General features: G+C 60.8%; 14 protein-coding genes. 7 read left to right on the top strand and 7 right to left on the bottom strand.

The annotated features are described in order from the left end of the window. Nucleotides 1-125 precede the first annotated feature (125 nt). Complete coding sequence (locus C9422_RS17790; RefSeq protein WP_007976831.1) at nucleotides 126-836, bottom strand: FadR/GntR family transcriptional regulator; 711 nt, start codon at nucleotides 834-836, stop codon at nucleotides 126-128. Between the two features lie 279 nt (nucleotides 837-1,115). On the opposite strand from C9422_RS17790, the gene C9422_RS17785 reads away from it, so the two are divergent. The 3 genes from C9422_RS17785 (at nucleotide 1,116) to ampC (ending at nucleotide 5,117) form a co-directional block, all read left to right on the top strand. Continuing rightward, a complete protein-coding gene (locus C9422_RS17785) occupies nucleotides 1,116-2,462 on the top strand; it encodes an MFS transporter (protein WP_116581570.1) in 1,347 nt (448 codons plus the stop codon). 25 nt (nucleotides 2,463-2,487) lie between these two features. Then, nucleotides 2,488-3,831, top strand: a complete 1,344-nt coding sequence (gene gudD / locus C9422_RS17780) for a glucarate dehydratase (RefSeq protein ID WP_116581569.1) — start codon at nucleotides 2,488-2,490, stop codon at nucleotides 3,829-3,831. A gap of 176 nt (nucleotides 3,832-4,007) precedes the next feature. Continuing rightward, entirely contained in the window at nucleotides 4,008-5,117 is a 1,110-nt protein-coding gene (gene ampC / locus C9422_RS17775) for a class C beta-lactamase (protein ID WP_371924793.1), read from the top strand. A gap of 188 nt (nucleotides 5,118-5,305) precedes the next feature. Here ampC and C9422_RS17770 read toward each other — a convergent pair whose 3' ends face one another. From C9422_RS17770 to C9422_RS17760, 3 genes are all read right to left on the bottom strand, one after another. Then, nucleotides 5,306-5,857, bottom strand: a complete 552-nt coding sequence (locus tag C9422_RS17770; protein WP_116581567.1) for a DUF4174 domain-containing protein — start codon at nucleotides 5,855-5,857, stop codon at nucleotides 5,306-5,308. A 248-nt stretch (nucleotides 5,858-6,105) separates the two neighbouring features. Continuing rightward, nucleotides 6,106-6,891, bottom strand: a complete 786-nt coding sequence (locus C9422_RS17765) for a sulfite exporter TauE/SafE family protein (protein ID WP_095967456.1) — start codon at nucleotides 6,889-6,891, stop codon at nucleotides 6,106-6,108. 205 nt (nucleotides 6,892-7,096) lie between these two features. Then, nucleotides 7,097-7,846, bottom strand: coding sequence for a hypothetical protein (locus tag C9422_RS17760; RefSeq protein ID WP_116581594.1), 750 nt, complete (start codon nucleotides 7,844-7,846; stop codon nucleotides 7,097-7,099). Between the two features lie 272 nt (nucleotides 7,847-8,118). On the opposite strand from C9422_RS17760, the gene C9422_RS17755 reads away from it, so the two are divergent. Both C9422_RS17755 and C9422_RS17750 read left to right on the top strand, forming a co-directional pair. Then, nucleotides 8,119-8,940, top strand: coding sequence for an aldo/keto reductase (locus C9422_RS17755; protein ID WP_116581566.1), 822 nt, complete (start codon nucleotides 8,119-8,121; stop codon nucleotides 8,938-8,940). 25 nt (nucleotides 8,941-8,965) lie between these two features. Beyond that, nucleotides 8,966-9,436, top strand: a complete 471-nt coding sequence (locus C9422_RS17750; RefSeq protein WP_116581565.1) for a DUF1810 domain-containing protein — start codon at nucleotides 8,966-8,968, stop codon at nucleotides 9,434-9,436. Here the strand turns inward: C9422_RS17750 and C9422_RS17745 are convergent. Beyond that, nucleotides 9,401-11,761 (bottom strand): DNA polymerase II, encoded by a 2,361-nt coding sequence (locus tag C9422_RS17745; RefSeq protein WP_165824788.1) that lies wholly within the window; start codon nucleotides 11,759-11,761, stop codon nucleotides 9,401-9,403. The two genes, C9422_RS17750 and C9422_RS17745, sit on opposite strands and share 36 nt — an antisense overlap. 331 nt (nucleotides 11,762-12,092) lie before the next feature. On the opposite strand from C9422_RS17745, the gene C9422_RS17735 reads away from it, so the two are divergent. Next, nucleotides 12,093-12,533 (top strand): CBS domain-containing protein, encoded by a 441-nt coding sequence (locus tag C9422_RS17735; protein WP_007976812.1) that lies wholly within the window; start codon nucleotides 12,093-12,095, stop codon nucleotides 12,531-12,533. 125 nt (nucleotides 12,534-12,658) lie between these two features. Here the strand turns inward: C9422_RS17735 and C9422_RS17730 are convergent, their stop codons facing one another. Beyond that, nucleotides 12,659-13,282 carry a glutathione S-transferase family protein gene (locus tag C9422_RS17730; protein WP_116581563.1) on the bottom strand — a complete coding sequence of 208 codons (624 nt, stop codon included), beginning with the start codon at nucleotides 13,280-13,282 and terminating at the stop codon, nucleotides 12,659-12,661. A gap of 261 nt (nucleotides 13,283-13,543) precedes the next feature. Here C9422_RS17730 and C9422_RS17725 point away from each other — a divergent pair, with 261 nt between their 5' ends. Continuing rightward, nucleotides 13,544-13,945 carry a hypothetical protein gene (locus tag C9422_RS17725; RefSeq protein WP_095967461.1) on the top strand — a complete coding sequence of 134 codons (402 nt, stop codon included), beginning with the start codon at nucleotides 13,544-13,546 and terminating at the stop codon, nucleotides 13,943-13,945. Nucleotides 13,946-14,021: 76 nt separating this feature from the next. Here the strand turns inward: C9422_RS17725 and C9422_RS17720 are convergent, their stop codons facing one another. Next, nucleotides 14,022-15,116 (bottom strand): DUF1615 domain-containing protein, encoded by a 1,095-nt coding sequence (locus tag C9422_RS17720; protein ID WP_116581562.1) that lies wholly within the window; start codon nucleotides 15,114-15,116, stop codon nucleotides 14,022-14,024. Nucleotides 15,117-15,125 lie beyond the last annotated feature (9 nt).

The raw sequence follows: 15,125 nt of genomic DNA, 5'->3' as shown, positions 1-15,125 counted from the left end.
TCTGGCGCTATCGCGAGCAAGCTCGCTCCCACAGGGTTTCATGGTGGCCGCGGTTCCTGAGCACGACCCAGAACCTGTGGGAGCGGGCTTGCTCGCGAAGAACGATGACGCGGTGTCACTGACTATCAGCTAGCCGAAAACCGGTCACGACTGTTGGTCAGGTGCAACCACATCGCCGCCCGCGCCGCGTCCGGGTCCTGGCGCTTGATGGCGTTGAGGATCGCCTCGTGCTCAAGATTGGCCAACTCACCGAGTTTGCTCAAGTCCACGGCCCCGCGCTCGGCGGCATTGACCCGGGTGCGCGGGATCATGGCGCTGCCCAGGTGCTGCATGATTTCGGTGAAGCAGACGTTGCCGGTGGCTTCGGCGATCAGCAGATGAAAACGCCGGTCCGCTTCGACACAGCTGTCGTTGTTGGCCAGCAGGCTTTGATAGTCGTCCAGCGCTTCACGCATCTGCGCCAGTTGCAGATCGGTGCGGCGAGTTGCTGCCAGCGCCGCCGCCTGGGTTTCCAGGCCCATGCGCAACTCTAGAATGCTGCGCACCCCCAACGCCGTGTCGACATTCAGCCGCAGCCCCTGCTCCGGTGCGCGCTCGATCACGAACGTGCCAATGCCATGCCGGGTTTCCACCAGCCCCGAGGCCTGCAACTTCGAGATCGCCTCGCGCACCACCGTGCGACTGACCCCGTGTTCCTGAACGATGGTGTTTTCCGACGGCAGCTTGTCGCCGGGCAACATCTGGCCGAGCAGGATGCGCTGGGTCAGTTTCTCCACCAGGTCATGGGCCAGGTTGTGGCTGCGCTTGCGGGCGGGGGCTTCGAGGTCTTCTTGCATGAAGGTGTCCGGAAATCAGGGCTATCGAATCGTAGCACCGCGCCGGGCGGGAATCCTGAAAAATCTCGCTCAACTTGTATGACAACACTCAACAGCTCGCTCATATTGATTCGTTTTAAAGACCACCCGCCACCGCCACCAGAATAAAAATCTCTAATACAGCGCCATTTCATTGAGCAAAGGCGGTTGCAAGATCAAAAAACCTAGTTGTATGATGTCTATCAACAACGCAGCACCCAGCTTCACCCCGCATAAAAATAACGAGTGGGAGAAAACGCAGTGAATACATCCGTCTCCGGGATGCACGACGACGCCAATTCAGCGCTGAAGTCCGCCATCGCCAAAGTCAAACGTCACGTCTTGCCACTGTTCGTCATCATGTTCATCGTCAATTACATTGATCGAGTGAACATCGGTTTCGTCCGCGCCCACATGGAACACGACCTGGGCATTGGCGCGGCCGCGTACGGCCTCGGCGCCGGTCTGTTCTTCATCGGTTATGCGCTGTTCGAAGTGCCCTCCAACATCCTCCTGCAAAAAGTCGGTGCGCGTATCTGGCTGACGCGGATCATGCTGACCTGGGGCCTGGTCGCCGCGGGCATGGCGTTCATCCAGAACGAAACCCACTTCTACATCTTGCGATTTCTGCTGGGCGTGGCCGAGGCCGGATTCTTTCCCGGGGTGATCTACTATTTCACCCGCTGGTTGCCTGGCGTGGAGCGTGGCAAGGCGATTGCGATTTTCCTCAGTGGCTCGGCGATTGCCTCGCTGATCTCCGGCCCCCTGTCCGGTTTGCTGTTGCAAATCAGTGGATTCGGGATGCATGGCTGGCAATGGATGTACTTCATCGAAGGCATGTTCTCGGTGGGTTTGTGTGTTTTTGTCTGGTTCTGGCTCGATTCCAAACCCCACGACGCCAAATGGCTGAGCCGCGAAGAGCAGGACGCACTGGTCAAGGCCATCGACGACGAACAACTGGCCCGCGAAGCCGCCACACCGATCAAGCCGTCGCTGGGCAAGCTGCTCAAGGATCGCCAGATCATCCTGTTCTGCGTGATCTACTTCTTTATCCAGCTGACCATCTACGCCGCGACCTTCTGGCTGCCGAGCATCATCAAGAAGATGGGCGACCTCAGCGACTTCCAGGTCGGAATGTTCAACTCGATTCCGTGGCTGCTGTCGATTGTCGGCATGTATGCCTTCGCCTCGTTGTCGGCCAAGTGGAAGCATCAGCAAGCCTGGGTCGCCGTGGCCCTGCTGATCGCCGCTGCCGGGATGTTCATGTCCACCACCGGCGGGCCGGTCTTCGCCTTCGTCGCGATCTGCTTTGCGGCGCTGGGTTTCAAATCGGCCTCGTCGCTGTTCTGGCCGATTCCCCAGGCTTATCTGGACGCACGCATCGCCGCCGGCGTCATCGCGCTGATCAACTCGGTGGGCAACCTCGGCGGTTTCGTCGCGCCGACCACCTTCGGTCTGCTGGAGGAACGCACCGGCTCCATCCAGGGCGGACTCTACGGCTTGGCCGCGACCTCGATCATCGCCGCGATCATCGTCTTTGCCGCACGCAACAAACCCAAGGTCGCCCCCGTCACCGCAGCGGGCAAACCAGCGCCCCACCACGCCTGAATCATTGGTTTAAAAGGATAACGACATGACCGCACACGACATCGCCAAAGCCCCGATCATCACCAGCATGCAGGTCGTTCCGGTGGCCGGCCACGACGGCATGCTGCTCAATCTCAGCGGCGCCCACGGCCCATTTTTCACCCGCAATATCGTGATCCTCAAGGACAACGCCGGCCACACCGGCGTCGGCGAAGTGCCGGGTGGCGAACGCATTCGCCAGACCCTGGAAGACGCACGCAGCCTGGTGGTCGGCAGCCCGATCGGCACTTACCAGAAGATTCTCAACCAGGTACGCCAGACCTTCGCCGACCGCGATGCCGGCGGTCGCGGATTGCAGACCTTCGACCTGCGCATCACCATCCACGCCGTCACCGGCCTCGAAGCCGCGCTGCTCGATCTGCTCGGCCAGCACCTGGACGTGCCGGTCGCCGCCCTGCTTGGCGAAGGCCAGCAGCGCGATGAAGTGAAGATGCTTGGCTATCTGTTTTATGTCGGTGATCGCAACGAAACAGACCTCGCCTACCGCAGCGAGCCAGACGCCGACAACGACTGGTTCCGCGTACGTCACGAAAAAGCCATGACCGCCGATGCGGTGGTCCGCCTGGCCGAGGCGGCGCACGCGCGTTATGGCTTCAAGGACTTCAAGCTCAAGGGTGGCGTGCTCAGCGGCGACGCCGAAATCGAAGCGGTCACGGCCCTCGCCGAACGCTTCCCCGATGCGCGTATCACCCTTGACCCGAATGGTGCCTGGTCACTGAAGGAAGCCATCCGTCTGTGCCGCGATCAGCACCGCGTGCTGGCCTACGCCGAAGATCCGTGCGGGGCGGAAAACGGTTACTCGGGACGCGAAGTCATGGCTGAATTCCGCCGGGCCACGGGGCTGAAGACCGCAACCAACATGATCGCCACCGACTGGCGGGAGATGGGCCACGCGATCCAGTTGCAGTCGGTCGACATACCCTTGGCCGATCCGCACTTCTGGACAATGCAGGGTTCGGTGCGCGTGGCGCAGATGTGCCACGAATGGGGCCTGACCTGGGGTTCACACTCCAACAACCACTTCGACATTTCCCTGGCGATGTTCACCCACGTCGCGGCCGCCGCGCCGGGCGAGATCACTGCCATCGACACCCACTGGATCTGGCAGGACGGCCAGCGCCTGACCAAGGCCCCGCTGCAAATCGTCGACGGCTGCGTGCAGGTGCCGCAGAAACCCGGGCTGGGGGTGGAGCTGGACATGGATCAGGTCGCCAAGGCTCATGAACTGTACAAAGGCATGGGCCTGGGGGCGCGGGATGACAGCGTGGCCATGCAGTTTTTGATTCCGGGCTGGACGTTCGATAACAAGCGGCCGTGCCTGGTGCGTTGAAACGCCAAGTGAGTTGAATCGCCAAGTGAGTTGATTCAAGGGTTGCGCGTGGCCGCCTGTTGGCGGCCGGTTTAAAAAGCGCTCGGAGCCTGGCGCTTAACCCCCTAAAATGGCGCGCAACTGAATCAACGAAGGATTAAACCCACATGGACAGGCTGAAAACCATCGCCGCCGGCATGGCGATATTTGCCGCAGGCCAGTGCGTGGCACAGGATCAAATCGAGACGCTGGTGAACGCCGCCGTACAACCGGTGATGCAGGCCGAGGGTATCCACGGCATGGCCGTGGCGGTCACCGTCAACGGCCAAGCGCACTACTTCAACTATGGCGTCGCCTCGACGGAAACCGGCAGCCCCGTCACACAGGACACCCTGTTCGAAATCGGCTCGGTCAGCAAAACCTTCACCGCCACCCTCGCCGCCTACGCCCAGGCTACGGGCAAGCTGTCACTGTCGGACAAGGCCAGCCAGGTCCTGCCGGCCTTGCGCGGCAGCGCCTTCGACCACATCAGCGTGCTGCAACTGGGCACCTACAGCGCCGGCGGCCTGCCGCTGCAATTTCCTGCCGAATCTGATTCGGCCGACAAAATGCTCGGCTACTACAAACAATGGAAACCGCTCTACGCCCCCGGCAGCCACCGACTGTACTCGAACCCCAGCCTTGGCCTGTTCGGCTACCTCGCCGCCCACAGCATGGGCCAGCCGTTTGATGACCTGATGGAGAAAACCCTGCTGCCGAAACTGGGCCTCAAGCACACCTATGTGCATGTGCCGCAGGACCAGATGGCGCTGTACGCCCAAGGCTACAACAAGGACGACAAGCCGGTGCGGGTCACTCCGGGGGCGCTGGATTCCGAGGCGTACGGGGTGAAAACCAGCGCCTCTGACTTGCTGGCCTACGTCGGCGCAAACATGCAGCCGGCGTCTCTGGACAAGCCGTTGCAACAAGCCATCGCCTTGACTCATAGCGCCTACTACAGCGTTGGCGACATGACCCAGGGCCTGGGCTGGGAGATGTATCGCTACCCGATCACTCTGGATCGCTTGCTGGACGGCAACTCCACGCCGATGGCCATGCAGGCCCATGAAGTCCAGTGGCTGAATCCGCCACAAGCGCAGCCGCAGAACGTGCTGATCAACAAGACAGGCTCAACCGGTGGCTTTGGCGCTTACGTGCTGTACGTGCCATCGAAGGAAATCGGCATTGTGATGCTGGCCAACAAAAACTTCCCGAATGCGCAGCGGGTCAGGATTGCGCATCAGATTTTGAGTGCGCTTGCCCAATAAGTTTGGTTCACGCTCCCAGAGAAAAAAACTGGAGGTTGATACTGATCAGTTAACACACGAAACCTGTGGGAGCGAGCTTGCTCGCGATGACGTCGCAACAGTCAATATAAATGTTGAATGTCAGGTCCCCATCGCGAGCAAGCTCGCTCCTACCGGTTAATTGCTTACCACCAGGATTCAGGGCCGGATCAATCATCCGGCATTTCCGGCGGCTTGGCGGGCTTGGCCGGTTTGCTGTTTTTCCCGGGCTTGGCGCCTTTGGCCGCCGGCTCGGCTTCAGCGACGGGAGCGGCCACTGTCGCGGTAAATTCTTTCTCGGCCGCCGGCAATTGATCGACTGCGCTGAAAATCTCGTCCAGCTTGATGGCGTCCGATTGTTCCAGTTTCTTTTCGCCGTCCTTGCCGACCAGAATCACCTTGGTCTTGGCGCCGGCACCCAGCTTGAGCGAGCGGATCAGCGCCGCCGTGTCCTGGGGGCCGAGGTCTTTGCCGTCGCGCTGGCCCATCAGGTTGAGCACGGTGTAGAGCACCATGTTGCGGTCGGTGAAACCCTTGCGGTTGGTCGGTTCATCCAGTGACTTTTTCAGGCTGACCCAGGTCGGATCCACAGTGCTTGGAGCGATGACAATCAGTGGTCGGGCCCTGCCCTTGTCCATGTCCAGCGGTGAGTCGCCATCAGCGGCGAACGAGGTGCCGGCAATCGCCAGCAAGATAGCCATGGTCAGTGACCTGATGAGCATGCGCATCTCCTTTTTGATATCCACGCTCTAATGATTGCGCATCGCGGCGATCGTTCCGGGTGACGTACCGCAAATTTTTTCGCCTTGTCCCAAGCTTAGGTCAGGGCGGTCATTGCGCAACAACTCGGGGTCATCTCAGGACTTACAAAGTTCAAGGCAGTTCAAGGATCAAGCGGGTCGCAAGGGGGGCCCGGACAGGCACCGACTGGGCATTGCACCCGCGAAGGAGGTCGGTGTAACGAATTGAATCAGAACGCCAGCTTATAGCCGATCAGCAACAGCATGGTCGCCAGGCAAGGACGCAGCAGTTCGTCGGAGATGCGCCCGGTCAGGTGGCTGCCCAGGTAAATCCCCGGCAACGAACCCACCAGCAAGTAACCCAGGACCTGCCAGTCCATGTTGCCCATGCTTGCATGGCCGAGGCCGGCGACCAGGGTCAGCGGCACGGCGTGGGCGATTTCAGTGCCGACCAGGCGGCGGGTCGGCAGCATTGGATAGAGAATGAACAGGGCCACGGTGCCCAGTGCACCGGCGCCAATGGACGTCAGCGCGACCATGGTGCCGAGGACCAGGCCAGTGATGACCGTCAGGACATTGAGGCGCGAGCCGCTGGGGTTGTAGTGGCCGCCAGCACGTTTGTGGGCGAAATCCAGCAGACGCTTCTTGAACAGGATCGCCAGTGCCGTGGCGAACAACACAAAGCCGAGGGCCTGCTTGATGATCGCGTTCATCGCATCGGGGCTGGAGTGCAGGCTGCTCAGGAACCACAACGTCAGTGCCACCGCCGGCACGCTGCCAAGGGTCAGCCAACCGGTAATCGCCCAGTCGATGTTGTTGTTCTTTCGGTGAACCAGTACGCCGCTGGACTTGGTGATCGCCGCGTAGAGCAAATCGGTACCGACCGCCGTCGCCGGGTTGATACCGAACCACAGCAGGATCGGGGTCATGAGCGACCCGCCACCGACGCCAGTCATGCCGACAATAAAGCCAACCACCAACCCGGCCACGACCAACCCGATGTTCACTAAATCCATTGATACGTCCACAAAGATCGCAGGGGAAATCTGGCCCGCAGCATAGCGATATTTCTTATAACCAGTTATATCGATGCGATCTATCTTTATTCCGGAACCATCATGCAAGCCTGTGGGAGCGAGCTTGCTCGCGATAGCGGTGTATCAGTTGGCATCAATGGCGACTGACACTCAGACATCGCGAGCAAGCTCGCTCCCACAGGACTCACTGCACCGGCAGGAAATTCAGGAACAGCAGGCTCTGAGCGTAGTTCAGGCCGATGCGTCGGTAGCGCTCGTCGAGCATCTGGGTCAGCAGGTCCAGGCGGGCGACGATCTTGCCGAACTCGACGGCAAAGCTCAGGTTGCTGCCCTCCTCCGAGATTTCGTTGGAAAACAGCAGGGGTTGGCCTTCCTTGTCTTGTCGCTGGCTGAGGATCCAGGTGGCAATCTCGATATTGCGTGCGGCATTGCTGACGAATACCGGGTTGATCGTATCGGTCATGTAGAACTCGGTGCGATTGCCATGGGCGGTCACCAGCATGCTGCCGATGGCATAGATGAACGCCCCGACCCGATCGCCGAGAAACTCCGGGCTCATGGCAAAACGCAGGGCCGCCAGGTCCTTTTTGCCGCCCAGGGTCGGTAATGGCTGCTGCTGTTCAATGGCCAGGCGCACTTGCTTGCCGGCCGTACGGGCATCGAGGAAACCGGACTTTTTCAGCTCATCGGGGTTGCGCAGGTAGAGCTTGCCCATGAGCAGGTAAAGGCTGTCGAGGTTGTCGCGCATGGTCAGGGTGGCCATGCGGTCGACACTGGTCTGAAGGAACTCCTGAGGCTGGCCTTCGCGCATCTGGGTGAAGATGTCGCCGCCCTGCTGCGGGCTGCAACCGGTGACGAAGAACATCGACAGACCTGCCAGCAGCAGGCAATGACGGCGGATTTTTGTACTGATCGCAGGTGAAACTCGAGCCATGGGTTGTTGAACTTGGGCATGGGCCGACGGTGGGGATCGCCGCAGGCTGCCATGGATAGAGCCGGACATTTCGAAAAAGTGCAGTATCGGGCGACACCAATCGATCACTGGCAGGGGAATGTTCATAGAAAAAACGGATCAGAACATCATGAAACGGTCCACACTCCCCGTAGGAGCAGCCGCAGGCTGCGATCTTTTGATCTTGAACAATTAAAATCAAAAGATCGCAGCCTGCGGCAGCTCCTACATCACCGAACACACAGGAGGTTTGCATGCGCACGCTTCAATTGGCTGGCGCCCAGGTGCCCGTCATTGGCCAGGGTACCTGGCAGATGGGCGAGGACCACTCACGGCACAGGGAAGAAGTCGCGGCACTGCGCCTGGGCATCGAACTGGGCATGACCCTGATCGACACCGCTGAAATGTACGCCGAAGGCGGCGCCGAGGAAGTGGTCCGCGATGCCATCGCCGGCCAGCGCGACAGCGTCTTCGTGGTGAGCAAGGTGTACCCGCACAACGCCAGCCGCCAGGGCATTCCTCAGGCATGCGAGCGCAGCCTGCGCAGGCTCGGCACCGATTACATCGATCTGTATCTGCTGCACTGGCGCGGCCAGTTTCCACTGGAGGAAACCGTCGACGCCTTCGAGCGCCTGCGCGAAGCCGGCAAGATCGGGCGTTGGGGTGTGTCCAATTTCGACCTCGACGACCTGCTGGAACTGGACGCCCCGGCCTGCGCCACCAATCAGGTGCTCTACAATCTGGAGCAGCGCGGCATAGAATTTGACTTGTTACCCTGGAGCCAACAGCAACGGCTGCCGGTCATGGCTTACTGCCCGATCGGCCAGGGTGGAAAAATGCTCGCCAATGCCACGCTCAAGCAGGTGGCCGCCCGGCACGGCGTGACGCCAGCACAGGTGGCGCTGGCATGGATAATGCGCCAGGACGGCATGATCGCCATCCCCAAAGCGGTCCGGCCCGAACATGTGCGACTCAATGCCCAAGCCGCCACACTGCAACTTGAACCCGGGGATCTGGAGGCGCTGGACCACGCGTTTCTTGCGCCACAACGCAAACAGCGGCTGGCCATGGTCTGAGCCAACGCAGTCAGAGAGCTTCGCCATGAGAAGCACCGACCACCTGGACCCGTTCAATCTGCAACGCTTTCTCCAGGCTCAGGACCCGGTATTCGACCGGGTTCAAGACGAGCTGAACAACGGACACAAGCGCAGCCACTGGATGTGGTTCATTTTTCCGCAGTTTGCCGGGCTCGGCGGCAGCGAGATGTCGCGCCGCTTTGCCATCCGCTCGCGAGAGGAGGCCCTGGCCTACCTTGAACATCCGTTGCTCGGCGCCCGCCTGCGCACCTGCACCCAGGAAGTGCTGAACATCCGGGAGCGCTCGGTGGCCGGGATTTTCGGTCATCCCGACGACCTGAAATTTCATTCCTCGATGACCCTGTTCGCCCAGGTCGATGCCGCCGACAGCCTTTTCCAGCAAGCCTTGAACCAGTACTTCCACGGCATCCTGGATGACTGGACCTTGTCGCTGATGGACTCAAAACAGGCCCAGTTGCCCCCCAATCAGGGTTGAGAAGTCGTCGTCGACAAACGGCAGTATCGCGTCCGCCACCGGTTGCAGTTGTCGGGTGATGTAGTGGTCGTAATCGATGGGCGCGCTGCGCACTTCCAGCGGTTCGGGGCCGGCGACGGTGATCACGTAGCTGATCCAGCCGCCGTTCTGGTATTGCCGCGGGCGACCCTGGCTGTCGTTGTACTCATCGGCCAGGCGCGCCGCGCGTACGTGGGGCGGGACGTTACGCTGATAGTCATCGAGGGTGCGGCGCAGGCGTTTGCGATAAACCAGCCGGTCATCGAACTCGCCGGCCAGGGTCTTGCGCACGTAGTCACGCACGTAATCCTGATAGGGCTTGCGCAGGAAGATCCGCGAATACAGCTCTTGCTGGAATTGCCGGGCCAGCGGCGACCAGTCGGTGCGCACGGTTTCCAGGCCCTTGTAGACCATTTCGTCGCTGCCATCGGCGCGGGTCACCAGTCCGGCGTAGCGCTTTTTGCTGCCCTCTTCGGCACCGCGAATGGTCGGCATCAAAAAGCGCTTGTAGTGGGTCTCGAACTGCAGTTCGAGAACGCTTTGCAAGCCATATTCCTGCTGCACATGCTCGCGCCACCACTGATTGACGTGTGCCACCAGCGCCTGGCCGATCTGTGCCGCCTCCTGCTGGCCGTGGGCGCGACGCAGCCAGACGAAGGTCGAGTCGGTGTCGCCGTAAATCACCGCATGCCCCTGGGCCTCGATCAACTGGCGGGTGCGCAGCATGATCTCGTGCCCGCGCAAGGTGATGGACGACGCCAGGCGCGTGTCGAAGAAGCGACAACCGCTGGAGCCGAGCACCCCATAGAACGCGTTCATGATGATTTTCAGCGCCTGGGACAGCGGTGCGTTGTGTTCGCGCTTGGCGGTTTCCCGGCCTTCGGCGACCCGGGCGACGATGGAGGGCAGGCAATGTCGGGTGCGGGAAAAGCGCGCACCTCGAAAGCCCGGCACCGATTCGCTGTCATCCGGATGCTTCAGCCCTTCAATCAGCCCCACGGGGTCGATCAGGAAGGTGCGGATGATCGACGGATAGAGGCTCTTGTAGTCGAGCACCAGCACCGATTCGTACAGTCCCGGTTGCGAATCCATGACGAAACCGCCCGGGCTGGCTTCAGGTGGCTTGCCACCGAGGTTCGGCGCGACGAAACCCTGACGGTGCATCAGCGGCATGTACAGGTGGGTGAATGCCGCCACCGAACCGCCCATGCGATCGGCCGGCAGACCGGTGACGCTGGCCCGCTCCAGCAGGAAGGTGAGCAACTCGGTCTTGGCGAAAATCCGCGTGACCAGTTCGCAATCCTTGAGGTTGTATTTGGCCAGCGCCGGCTTGTCCTCGGCGAACATGCGATTGATTTCGTCCATGCGCTGGTACGGGTTGTCGATGGACTTGCCCTCGCCGAGCAGGGTTTGCGCGACGTTTTCCAGGCTGAACGAGGGAAAGCTCCAGGTCGCCGAACGCAGGGCCTCGATACCGTCGATGATCAGGCGGCCAGCGGCTGAAGCGAAGTAATGGTTGCCGTTGCCATGTTCGCGCCACTGCATTTCCTCGCCGCCACGCCCCAGTTTCAACGGCACCGCCAGGCGCCGGGCGTGTTCGTGAAGCACCCGCAAGTCGAACTGCACAACGTTCCAGCCGATGATCGCGTCGGGGTCGAACCGGGCAAACCAGTCGTTGAGTTTTTTCAGCAACAGGGTCCGCGAATCGCAGTACTCGAGCTGGAAATCCACCTGGCTATCGTCGCCATTGGGCGCGCCGAGCATGTACACCTGACGCTCGCCGCAGCCTTCCAGGGCAATCGAGTACAACTCGCCCTGGGCCGTGGTCTCGATGTCCAGGGACACCAGCTTCAAGCTCGGCCGAAAGTCGGAATCGGGCTTCATCTGTGCGTCGAGCAGCAGGCCCTCGGCATTCGGCGTGCCACTGAAGCGCACCGGCGCGGTGATGAAGCGCTCCATCATGTAGCGTTCCGGCGGGCGCACGTCGGCTTCGAACACGTCGATACCGGCTCGGCGCAATGCGGTTTCCAGGCGCATCAACTGACCATGTTGCCGGCAGTAGAGTCCGAGGACCGGGCGATGTTCGAAATCCTGCAGGCTCAGGGGCTTGAGCTCGACGTTCTTCTCGTCATGCAAGACGCTTTCGGCCTGCAGACGCTGCGCAGCCGGGATGAACGCCACCGAGGGCTGCAAAGGCAGGCGGATGCGCCGGGGACCGCTGTCGGTCGCCAGCCAGAACTCGACTTCCGTACCGGCCGGAGTGTCGCGCCAATGCCGGGTCAGGACGAAGCCCTGCTGTAAATCCACCACTGCAAACCTCGAAACTGATTCAGAGGGTGATTCTACCCGGCATCCGTCGCGATAGCGCGTTCGCCGCAGGCCTGTCAGGCAGACACCGATCCTGTGGGAGCGGGCTTGCTCGCGAAGGGGCCAGCACAGTCAACATCTTTGCTGGCTGACAGTCCGCTTTCGCGAGCAAGCCCGCTCCCACAGGTGGTTCGTTGGCCTGAAATAAGGGGTTTAGCGAAGAAAAACCGCCGAATGACGTTTTTTGCGTGTTATCTGCCGCTTTCGCCCTTGCCCTGAGCGCCTGCGTCTACGATTCTTCAAGGACAACGACAACACCCGAGTAACCACCATGAAAACCGTCGCCCAACTGCTCAAGCTCAAAGATCAGAAGAATCAGGAAGTGCACCAGATCAAGCCCGATCACATGGTGCTCGAAGCGCTGATGAAGATGGCCGAGAAAAACGTCGGCGCCTTGCTGGTGGTGGAGAATGATGAAGTGCTGGGCATCATCAGCGAACGGGACTATGCGCGCAAACTGGTGCTGCACGGCCGCTCCTCGGTGGGCACGCCGGTGCGCGACATCATGGTGTCACCGGTGATTACCGTCGACACCCATCAAACCGTGGATACCTGCCTGGGCATCATGTCCGATAGACGCCTGCGTCACTTGCCGGTGGTCGAAGGCGGCAAATTGATCGGCCTGCTGTCGATCGGTGACCTGGTCAAGGAAGCGATTGCCGAACAGGCGGAGCTGATTCGCCAGCTTGAGCAGTACATTCGCGGGGAATAATCGACACACCGAAGATCCCCTGTGGGAGCGGGCTTGCTCGCGAAGGCGTCGTGTCAGTCAACATGAATGCTGTCTGACACGACGCCTTCGCGAGCAAGCCCGCTCCCACATTTGGTATTCGGTGTTCAGGCCGGCCAATGCCGGGCGAACACCGGGGCCAGTGCCGGATGGCGGTCGATGCGTTCCAGCCAGGCGAAAAACCCGGGCCGCGCAGTGCGCAAATGTTCCCGACTGCCCGCCCATCGCGAGATCACCGCCGTCAGCACATCCAGGGCCCCTGGTTTCTCGCTGCCCAGATACAGCTCGCCCGAAAACTGGTCGGCAAACACCTCCCAACTCCAGTGCAGGCGCCGGCGGGTTCCCTCCATGAGGTTCTGCCTGGACGACTCGTCCGCCCCGGCCAGCCAGCGCTCGGGGTAATCGATGATGCCGATGGCCGCATAGCAATTGCTGGCGATGTAAGCCATGGCGCGAATGGCCTGGTCCCGCTCGGCGGGGTCCTGGGGCAACAACCTCGACGCGGGAAAGCTCAGCCCGAGGTGAATCAGGATCGCCACGCTCTCGGTCAGGACAGCGCCATCAGGGAGTTGCAGGGTTGGAATCTGCTTGAGCGGATTGAGTTTTTCCAGCGCATGGGCCGCCTCTGCGGACGCCTCGACATCGATGAAGCGATAGGGAACATCACAGAGTTCAAGGGCGGCTTCGATGGCCGCGGCCCCGGAGTTCTGATGACCGTAGAGCTGGTACATGATCGTCTCCTTGCACACCGCGATCTCTGCAGTGCCTCATCATCCGTCCCGGCAGAGGAACGCGCCAGCTTTCCAGTGTAGAAGCCGCCACCTGCCACGCAGCGACCATCCGACGATCGCACCATCAAGCTCACAAGAGGTATAGCTCAGGTCCTATCACTGCCATCGATGTTCACCATCACCTCAATGAAGTTCTCTTAAAAAATCCGCGGCGTAACATCTGCTCCATACCCACCCATAAGCACCCCGGAGCACACCATCATGAAACGCCAGACCCTCCTCAGCATCGCATTCTCGGTTTTCGCAGTTAACGCTTTCGCCGCAACTTCTGCTCAACCTGTGGTCGCTGAAGGCGGCTCGGATCGTCTGATTGAAAGCCGTGTGGCTGAAGGTGGTTCGGATCGTCTGATCGAAAACCGCGTCGCTGAAGGTGGTTCGGATCGCCTGATCGAAAACCGCGTTGCCGAAGGTGGTTCCGATCGCCTGATCGAAAACCGCGTCGCCGAAGGTGGTTCCGATCGCCTGATCGAAAACCGCGTTGCCGAAGGTGGTTCCGATCGCCTGATCGAAAACCGCGTCGCCGAAGGTGGTTCCGATCGCCTGATCGAAAACCGCGTCGCCGAAGGTGGTTCCGACCGTCTGATCGAAAGCCGCGCTGTCTGAATGCAGGGCTTTACCGCAGGACTCGACGAAACCCGGCCTCACCCGCCGGGTTTTTTATGCGCTTTTTAGCTCGCGATTACTCCCCTGCCCGCGCCATGCAGCGCTGGTAACGTTCATCGACCCGTTTGGCGAACCATGCGGTGGTCAGTTTGCGCGTGATTTTCGGGCTTTGCAGCACGATCCCCGGCAACACTTCACGGGGTAGCGGCCGGCCCTCGGCCCGTTCGGCCAGTTCGAAAACCCGTCGATAGAGTTTGCTGTCTTCGAATGCCAGGGTATTGCCCTCTTCCAGTTGCTCGCGGATCGTCGGATTGCGCATGTCCAGTTGCTTGCCGAGGGTGCGCACGGCCAGTTCCGTGGTGCCGGGCATGATCGAACCGTAACGCACCAGGTCGCCATCCAGCGCCAACGGAATACCGGAAGCCCGGCTCACCGCGTTCTGAAACGCGGCGTTACGGCTGGCGTACCAACCCGCGTTGAAATCCGCAAAGCGGTACAGCGGCTGTGGGTAGCTCGCCGGATATCCCAGCAAGTGCGCGATGCCGAAATACATGCCGCCGCGCCGGGTGAACACTTCATGGCGGATCGAGCCCTGCACCGGATACGGGTAACCCTTGGCCTGCTGCTCGGCAAAATCGATGCTGACCTGCATCGGTCCGCCGGTATGCACCGGGTTGAAGCCACCGAACAGGATTTTACCCATCGGCACCATGCCGATGAAGTCGTCGAAAATGCCACTCAGCTCCTTTTCACTGCGCGCGGCATTCAGGCGGGCGCTGTAGCTCTTGCCGTTGGGCGAGTCGAGCTTCAACGCACTGTTCACCAGCAGGCCGGGAATGTGTGCCTTGGCGGCGCGACGGTCGATCTCGTCGCGAGCGATCTTGCCCAGGCCCGGTACGCTCGGATCAACCTGGAAGGTCGACTCCTGTTCGGTCACGGCCAAAACCGAGCACAGGTTTTGCGTGGTCGGCGAGATGTCTTGCGCGGTAAACGCCACCTGGATATCCGTGGCCCACCCCTGGGGATCGGCGGCTTTGGCCGGCAGCAATCGCACAATCTCAGCCTTCACCTGCGCCGGACTACGCGCCGCCGGTTCCTGGGTCCGTTGGCTGCCGCAACCGGCCAGTATCAATAAAGCGGCGATGCTGAAGATCAATCGATTAGCTTGCATGTCGTTCCA

The organism is Pseudomonas sp. B1(2018) (assembly GCF_003097365.1).
Lineage (GTDB): Bacteria > Pseudomonadota > Gammaproteobacteria > Pseudomonadales > Pseudomonadaceae > Aquipseudomonas > Aquipseudomonas laurylsulfatiphila.
The sequence above is the reverse complement of the archived record's forward strand: the minus strand, read 5'-3'. Positions and strand labels throughout refer to the sequence as shown.